Genomic DNA, 8,049 nt, shown 5'->3' with positions numbered 1-8,049 from the left:
GCCCCGCCCCGCGCGGGCCGCCGGATCGCCGCCGTCCTGTGCGACCTCGCGCTCCTCGCCATCCCCCTGCTCGTCGGCGCCCTCGTCGTCGACACCCTCGCCGACGCCAAGGGCGGCGGCCAGACCGACCGCATCGTCTTCGGCGGCGCCGCCCTGGCCGCCGCCGCCGGACTGCTGTGGTGGAACCACGGCTACCGCGCCGGCCGCACCGGCCAAAGCCTGGGCCTGCAATGGACCGGGCTCGTACTGCGCGACCGCACCACCACCGGACCGGCCGGCACCCGCCGCGCCCTGCTGCGCCGCGGCACCGAGATCGTCACCGAACGCCACGCCCGCCACGACGACTTCACCCCCCGCCCCACCGACAGCAGCGTCGCCGCGCTGCGCCGCCGGCGCCTGCTCGGCCTGGCCGCGCTGCTCGTGCTGCTCGCGCTCGGCGCGCTCGCCAGCATCGCCGTCGGCGCCCGCCCGATGACCTTCGCGGAGGTCTTCCACGCCCTCGTCGTCAACGACGGCTCCGAAACCGACGTGATCGTGCACTCGCTGCGCGTCCCCCGCACCCTGCTCGCGCTGCTGGTCGGCATCGCGCTCGGCGTCGCCGGGGCACTCATCCAGGGGCACACCCGCAACCCGCTCGCCGACGCCGGCCTGCTCGGCATCAACGCCGGCGCCGCCTTCCTCGTGGTGTTGTCGATCTACCTGTTCGGGCTCTCCACCCCGGCGCAGTACCTGTGGTTCGCCTTCGCCGGCTCCGCCCTCGCCAGCATCGTCGTGTTCGGGTTCGCGTCCATCGGCAACGGCGGCTCGAGTCCGCTCAGCCTCGCGTTGGCGGGCGCGGCGGTCGCGTTCTTCCTGCAGGCGATGATCCAGACCATCGTGCTGCTCGACCAGACCAGCCTCGACGGCTACCGCTTCTGGGTGGTCGGCTCCGTCGCCGGCCGCGGCATGGACGTCTTCTGGCAGGTGTTGCCGTTCATCGTCGTCGGACTGCTCGTCGCGCTCGCCTCCACCCCGGCCCTGAATCTGCTCAGCCTCGGCGAGGACGTCGCCCGCTCGCTCGGCACCAACGTCGTCACCACCCGGGTGATCGGCATCGCCGCGATCACCGTGCTCACCGGCGCCGCCACCGCCGCGTGCGGACCGATCGCGTTCGTCGGGCTGATCGTCCCGCACATCGCCCGCGCGGTCACCGGCCCCGACTACCGCTGGCTCGTGCCCTACGCCGGGCTGCTCGGCGGGGCGCTGCTCGTCCTCGCCGACGTCGTCGGCCGCATCGTGGTGCGCCCCGGCGAACTGCAGGTCGGCATCGTCCTCGCCCTCATCGGTGCCCCCTTCTTCATCGCCCTCGTCCGTCGCCGGAAGCTGGTGGCCCTGTGAACGACACCCCCACCCCCTCCCTCGACAAGGACGAACCGACGACGGGCAGGCGCCGCTCACCCGTGCAGGTCTCCACCCGCGTCCCGGGCCGGCCCGCCTTCCGGCTCGGCTCCCTCTCGGTGGTCTGGCGCGCCCGCATGGTCATCGTGTGCGCGCTGATCGTCGTCGCCACCGCGGTGCTGCTGTCGATCTCCCTCGGCCGCGGCGACTACCCGCTCAGCCCCCTGCAGGTCGTCGAGGTGCTCCTCGGCGGCGGCGAACGCCTCGACCGGTTCATCGTCTTCGACCTGCGCCTGCCGCGCGGGATCGCCGCCGTGGTCGTCGGCGCCGCCCTCGCCGTCTCCGGCGCCATCACCCAATCGGTGTCCCGCAACGCCCTGGCCAGCCCCGACATCCTCGGCATCACCGCCGGCGCCTCCGCCGCCGCCGTCGCCCTGATCGTCGTCACCAGCGGCGGCTCCATCGTCGGACTGCTCGCCACCCTCGGGTTGCCGATGTCGGCGCTGCTCGGCGCGCTGCTCACCGCCACCGTCATCTACCTGCTGGCCTGGCGGCGCGGCGCCGACGGCTTCCGGCTCGTGCTCATCGGCATCGGCGTCAACGCCATGCTCATCGCCCTGACCCAGTGGATGCTCGTCTCCGCCGACATCAACGACGTCAGCCGCGCCCAGGTGTGGCTGACCGGCTCCCTCAACGGCGTGTCCTGGAGTCAGGTGGTACCGGCCGCGATCGCGCTGCTGCTCGTCGGCGGCTGGGCCGCGACCGCCTCCTTCACCGTCGGGGCGTTGCGCCTCGGCGACGACACCGCCCGCTCCCTCGGCGTGAAGCTGCAGACCCAGCAGGCGCTGCTGCTCATCGCGGCGTGCGCGCTCGCCGCCGTCGCCACCGCCGCCGCCGGACCCATCGGCTTCGTCGCCCTCGCCGCCCCGCAGATCGCCCTGCGCCTCGTCGGGTCGGCGGGCAGCCCGATCATCGCCTCCGCCCTGACCGGCGCGCTGTTCGTCGTCGCCGCCGACCTGATCGCCCGCACCATCCTGCCGGTGCCGCTGCCGGTCGGGCTGGTCACCTCCGCGCTCGGCGGTCCCTTCCTGCTGTACCTGCTGGTGCGTTCCAACCGAAAGGTCTCCCGATGACCGACACCCATCTGCCCCCCGCCCCGGCCCCCGGCCCGATCGAGCACGCGGCGCCGCGGCTGGTCGCCGAACACATCAGCCTCGGCTACGGCGAACGGCTCATCGTCGACGACCTGGACCTGTCCATCCCCACCGGCGTGGTCACCACCGTCATCGGCCCCAACGGCTGCGGCAAATCCACCCTGCTGCGCGCACTGAGCCGGCTGCTCAAACCCCGCACCGGCACCGTGCTGCTCGACGGCCACGACATCACCACCATGCGCACCCGCGAGGTCGCCCGGGTGCTCGGCATGTTGCCGCAGGCCCCCGTCGCCCCCGAAGGGCTCACCGTCGCCGACCTGGTCTCCCGCGGCCGGCACCCGCACCAATCGTGGTTCCGGCAGTGGTCCTCCGACGACGAGGACGAGGTCGCCATCGCCCTCGACCGCACCGGCATCGCCGACCTCGCCGACCGGCCCATCGACGAACTGTCCGGCGGGCAACGGCAACGCGCCTGGATCTCCATGGCACTCGCGCAGGGCACCGACATCCTGCTGCTCGACGAACCGACCACCTATCTCGACCTCGCGCACTCGGTGGAGGTCCTCGACCTCGTCGACCGATTGCACAGCGAACTCGGCCGCACCGTGGTGATGGTGCTGCACGACCTGAACCTCGCCGTGCGCTACAGCGACCACCTGGTGGTGATGAAGGACGGCCGCGTCGTCGCCTCCGGGGTGCCCTCGGAGGTGATCTCCGTCGAGTTGCTGCGCGAGGTGTTCGACCTCGACGCGTCGGTCATCGACGATCCGGTGTCCGACCGGCCGCTGATCGTGCCCATCGGCACCCGCCACGTCTACGGCGCCGCCGGAGGTCCCCACCGCCGGTGACGATGGTCCCACCGCAGGTCAGACCCTACGACTAGGGGTAGTACGCACATTCGTCGGAGAAATCCGTAGAATCGACCCATGGCAGCACTCGGCGAACTCGAACGCGCAGTGATGGACCACCTGTGGTCCACCCCCGAACCACAGACCGTCCGGCAGGTCCACGAAGCCCTCTCGGCTCGACGCAACCTCGCGTACACCACCGTCATGACGGTCCTGCAGCGCCTCGCCAAGAAGAACCTCGTCATCCAGCAACGCGACGACCGCGCCCACCGCTACCTGCCGGTGCACGGCCGCGACGAACTCGTCGCCAGCCTCATGGTCGACGCCCTCGACCAGGCCGACGAGACCGCCGGCCGCGCCGCCGCCCTCGTCCACTTCGTCGGCCGCGTCGGCGCCGACGAAGCCGCCGCCCTGCGCGCGGCGCTGGCGAAACTCGAAGCGCAACACGGCGACGACACCACCGGCCACGACACCGAGCGGGCCGGCTGACACACTCGATGTCATGAACGCGACCACGGCGCTGTTCTTCGGAACCACAGCGCTTCTCCTCGCCGGTCCGGTGCCGGGGCTGCTCGCCCGCGCCACCTGGCCGCACCGCAACCCCCGGGCCGCCCTCGTGCTGTGGCAGTCCGTGGCCCTGGCGGCGGTGCTCTCCGCGTTCTCCTGCGGCCTGGCCATCGCCGCCCGCCTCCTCGTACCCGGCGCCGACGGCCGACCCACCACCGGCCCCCTCGAAGAGATCGACGCCCTCGGTCTACCCCTGTGGCTGACCTACGTCATCGTCTTCGCCCTGACCGTGTTCATCGGGGCCCGCCTGACCTTCTCCATGCTGCGCGTCGCGGTGCGCACCCGCCGCCGCCGCTCCCGCCACCGCATGCTCGTCGACCTGCTCGACCGCCGCGAGAGCGGCGCCGCCGTCCGCCACCACCCGCACGTGCGGATCCTCGACACCGCCGACCCCATCGCCTACTGCCTCCCCGGGCTGCGGCACCGGGTGGTGCTCAGCGAAGGCACCCTCGACAACCTCGGCGACGACGAACTACGCGCGATTCTGCGCCACGAACACTCCCACCTGCGCGCCCGCCACGACCTCATCCTCGAGGCGTTCACCGCCGTCTACGAAGCGTTCCCCCGCGTCGTGCGCTCCGGCTCGGCGCTCGGCTCGGTGAAACTGCTCGTCGAGCTGCTCGCCGACGACTCCGCCGTCCGCAAGACCGGCCCCGCCCCGCTGGCCCGCGCCCTCGTCGCCTGCGCCGGCGCCCACACCCCCACCGGCGCGCTCGCCGTCGGCGGTCCGAGCACCGTGCTGCGCGTGCAACGCCTCACCGGACCGGGCCCCAACCTCGGCATTTCCGCCGCCGCCTACACCGCCGCCGCCGCCATCCTCGTCGTGCCCACCATCGCCGTGGCGGTGCCCTGGCTCACCGAACTGTCCCTGCTGCTCGGCCTCTGAGCCGCGACACGCCGCACCGTTCGGCCCGCCCCGATTTCGATCGGCCCCCGTTTCGGGGGAAGCTGTAGACCATGACCGTCGAACGCACCGAAACACCGCAGGCCCAGATCGGCGTGACCGGACTGGCCGTGATGGGCTCGAACATCGCCCGCAACTTCGCCCGCAACGGCTACACCGTCGCCCTCCACAACCGCAGCATCGCCAAGACCGACGCGTTGCTCGCCGAGCACGGCAGCGACGGCACCTTCGTCCGCACCGAAACCATCGACGACTTCGTCGCCGCCCTCGAGAAGCCGCGCCGCGTCCTGATCATGGTCAAGGCCGGCGCCGCCACCGACGCGGTCATCGACGAGCTCGCCGACGCGATGGAACCCGGCGACATCATCATCGACGGCGGCAACGCCCTCTACACCGACACCATCCGCCGCGAAGCCGCCCTGCGCGCCCGCGGCCTGCACTTCGTCGGCGCCGGCATCTCCGGCGGCGAGGAAGGCGCCCTCAACGGCCCGTCCATCATGCCCGGCGGCCCCGCCGAATCGTACGAGGCGCTCGGCCCGCTGCTCGAGAAGATCGCCGCCCAGGTCGACGGCACCCCCTGCTGCACCCACATCGGCCCCGACGGCGCCGGCCACTTCGTGAAGATGGTGCACAACGGCATCGAATACGCCGACATGCAGCTCATCGGCGAGGCCTACCACCTGCTGCGCGACGCCCTCGGCTACGACGCCGGACAGATCGCCGACGTCTTCGCCGACTGGAACACCGGCACCCTCGAGTCCTATCTCATCGAGATCACCGCCGACGTGCTGCGCCAGACCGACGCCGCCACCGGCAAACCCCTCGTCGACGTCATCGTCGACGCCGCCGAACAGAAGGGCACCGGCCGCTGGACCGTCAAGGCCGCCCTCGACCTCGGCGTGCCGGTCACCGGCATCGCCGAAGCGGTCTTCGCCCGCGCCCTGTCCGGCTCCCGCGACCAGCGCGCCGCCGCCCGCGGCCTCGCCGCCGGCAACCTCGGCGCCGCCCCCACCGACGCCGCGCAGTTCACCGAGGACATCCGCGCCGCCCTGTACGCGTCGAAGATCGTCGCCTACGCGCAGGGCTTCGACCAGATCGCCGCCGGCAGCGCCGAATACGGCTGGAACGTCGACCGCGCCGCGCTCGCGACGATCTGGCGCGGCGGCTGCATCATCCGCGCCCAGTTCCTCAACCGCATCAAGGAGGCCTACGACGCCGACCCGACGCTGCCCAGCCTGATCCTCGCGCCGTACTTCCGCGACGCCATCGAGATCGGCATCGACAGCTGGCGCCGCGTCGTGGTCACCGCCACCCAGCTCGGCATCCCCGTCCCCGCGTTCGCGTCGTCGCTGTCCTACTACGACGGGCTGCGCGCCGACCGGCTGCCCGCCGCCCTCACCCAGGGCCAGCGCGACTTCTTCGGTGCCCACACCTACGAGCGCACCGACCGCCCCGGCAAGTTCCACACCCTGTGGAGCGGAGACCGCTCCGAAGTGCAGGCCTGACCCGATGACGGGCACGGCAGTCGCCGTCCTGTGCGCGCTCGCCGCCGCCGCGCTCATCGCGGTCGGCAGTGTCGCGCAACAGAGCTCGGCCGCTGCCGTGCCCGACACCGACTCGCTCGTCGGCTCGCTGCTGCGCAGCCCCCGCTGGTGGGCCGGGATCCTCGGCGACGGCGGCAGCTACATCCTGCAGGTCGTCGCGCTCACATTCGGGTCGGTGCTGCTCGTCCAGCCCCTGCTCGTCGCGTCGCTGCTGTTCGCGTTGCCGCTCGCCGCCGCCACCACCGGCCGCCGCGTCACCCGCACCACCTGGTTGCTCGCCGGCGCCTTGTGCGCGGCGCTGGCCATCTTCCTGCTCGTGGGCAACCCCACCGAAGGCACCGGCGACGCCGCCGCCGTCCGGTGGGCGCTGCCGCTCGGTCTGGTGCTCGCCGTCACCGCCGCCGCCGTCGTCGTCGCCCTGCTGTCACCGCGGCTGCGGGCGCTGGCGTTCGGCATCGCCGCCGGCATCCTCTACGGCGTGACCAGCGCGTTCACCAAACACGTCACCGACCTCGCCGAACACGGCATCGTCCCGCTGCTCGGCTCGTGGCAGACCTGGACGCTCGTCGCCGCCGGCGCCGCCGCGATCTACCTGCAGCAACGCGCCTTCCAGTCCGGATCGCTCACCGCCTCGCTGCCCGCCCTGACCGTCGGCGAACCGCTCGCCGCGATCGTGCTCGGCATGACCGTGCTCGGCGAACACCTGCGCACCGACGGGCCCGGGCGGATCCTCGTCGGCGCCGCCGTCATCGTGATGCTCGTGACCACCGTGGCGCTCTCCCGCGCCCAGGCCGCCGACACCCCCACCGACACCGCGGCTACGCCCGCCCCAGCACCGCCACCAGAAACTCCGCATCGTCGCTGAACGGCCGCAGATCCCAGGTCGAGAGCCGCACCTGCACCGACAACCCCGCCTGCTGCGCGTCCGCGAAGAACTCCTCGAACGGATACTCACGACCCGCCCCGAAACCGATCACCGCCCGGCCCTGCGGCGCCAGGTGCGCCGCGAAATTGCGCAACACCGCCACCCGCGTCGACGGCGCCACGAAGGTCATCACGTTGCCCGCGCACACGATCACATCGAAATCCGCGTCGACACCGCGGGCCGGCAGATCCAGCTCGGCCAGATCCCCGACCAGCCACCGCGGCCCCGGATGATCCTCCTCCGCCGCCGCGATCAGCACCGGATCGACATCCACCCCGACCACACGGTGCCCGGCCCGATGCAGATAACCGCCGAGCCGGCCCGGTCCGCACCCGGCGTCGAGGATCCGCGCCCCACGCGGCACCATCGCATCGATCAACCGGGCCTCCCCGACGGTGTCCTGCCCCCGGGCGACCATGGTGCGGAACCGTTCGACGTACCACGACGAATGCGCCGGATTCTCCGCCACGATCTCCTCCCACCGGCTCGGCACCCGCTCGCCGCCACCGTGTTCCGGACCCTCGCCGCTGCTCATCCACGCTCCTTCGCTCCACCGGGACACCTGCTCGATCCCCACCGTAGGCGCCGCGCCGTCACCGGCACCGCGACACACGGCAACCACCCTCAGTAGAATCGGTACCCGTCGAAACCACTTCCGGCAGGCGGACACCGTCCGCGACCGGACCCGACGAGAGGACACCGGTGCCCGCGGCACCCACCACCACCCCAC

General features: G+C 72.4%; 8 protein-coding genes. 7 read left to right on the top strand and 1 reads right to left on the bottom strand.

The annotated features are described in order from the left end of the window. The 7 genes from B9C99_RS25160 to B9C99_RS25130 form a co-directional block, all read left to right on the top strand. Nucleotides 1-1,377: iron ABC transporter permease (locus tag B9C99_RS25160; RefSeq protein WP_088899765.1), on the top strand; the 1,377-nt coding region annotated here is incomplete at its 5' end. Continuing rightward, on the top strand, nucleotides 1,374-2,510 hold the full coding sequence (locus tag B9C99_RS25155) for an iron chelate uptake ABC transporter family permease subunit (RefSeq protein ID WP_088899764.1): 1,137 nt from the start codon (nucleotides 1,374-1,376) through the stop codon (nucleotides 2,508-2,510). The genes B9C99_RS25160 and B9C99_RS25155, both read left to right, overlap by 4 nt. Next, nucleotides 2,507-3,379, top strand: a complete 873-nt coding sequence (locus tag B9C99_RS25150) for an ABC transporter ATP-binding protein (RefSeq protein WP_088899763.1) — start codon at nucleotides 2,507-2,509, stop codon at nucleotides 3,377-3,379. Before B9C99_RS25155 ends, B9C99_RS25150 begins: the two co-directional genes overlap by 4 nt. A gap of 78 nt (nucleotides 3,380-3,457) precedes the next feature. Then, nucleotides 3,458-3,868, top strand: coding sequence for a BlaI/MecI/CopY family transcriptional regulator (locus tag B9C99_RS25145; protein WP_088899762.1), 411 nt, complete (start codon nucleotides 3,458-3,460; stop codon nucleotides 3,866-3,868). Nucleotides 3,869-3,881: 13 nt separating this feature from the next. Next, on the top strand, nucleotides 3,882-4,832 hold the full coding sequence (locus B9C99_RS25140; RefSeq protein WP_088899761.1) for a M56 family metallopeptidase: 951 nt from the start codon (nucleotides 3,882-3,884) through the stop codon (nucleotides 4,830-4,832). Nucleotides 4,833-4,903: 71 nt separating this feature from the next. Next, nucleotides 4,904-6,355: an NADP-dependent phosphogluconate dehydrogenase gene (gndA, locus tag B9C99_RS25135; protein WP_088899760.1), complete on the top strand. Its 1,452-nt coding sequence runs from the start codon at nucleotides 4,904-4,906 to the stop codon at nucleotides 6,353-6,355. 4 nt (nucleotides 6,356-6,359) lie between these two features. Then, nucleotides 6,360-7,259, top strand: a complete 900-nt coding sequence (locus B9C99_RS25130) for a DMT family transporter (protein WP_088899759.1) — start codon at nucleotides 6,360-6,362, stop codon at nucleotides 7,257-7,259. Here the strand turns inward: B9C99_RS25130 and B9C99_RS25125 are convergent. Continuing rightward, entirely contained in the window at nucleotides 7,213-7,854 is a 642-nt protein-coding gene (locus tag B9C99_RS25125) for a bifunctional 2-polyprenyl-6-hydroxyphenol methylase/3-demethylubiquinol 3-O-methyltransferase UbiG (protein ID WP_088899758.1), read from the bottom strand. The genes B9C99_RS25130 and B9C99_RS25125 overlap by 47 nt on opposite strands. Nucleotides 7,855-8,049 lie beyond the last annotated feature (195 nt).

The sequence above is a fragment of the Rhodococcus sp. BUPNP1 genome, from assembly GCF_002215235.1.
GTDB lineage: Bacteria > Actinomycetota > Actinomycetes > Mycobacteriales > Mycobacteriaceae > Rhodococcus.
This window is presented reverse-complemented; position numbering and strand designations above follow the sequence as displayed.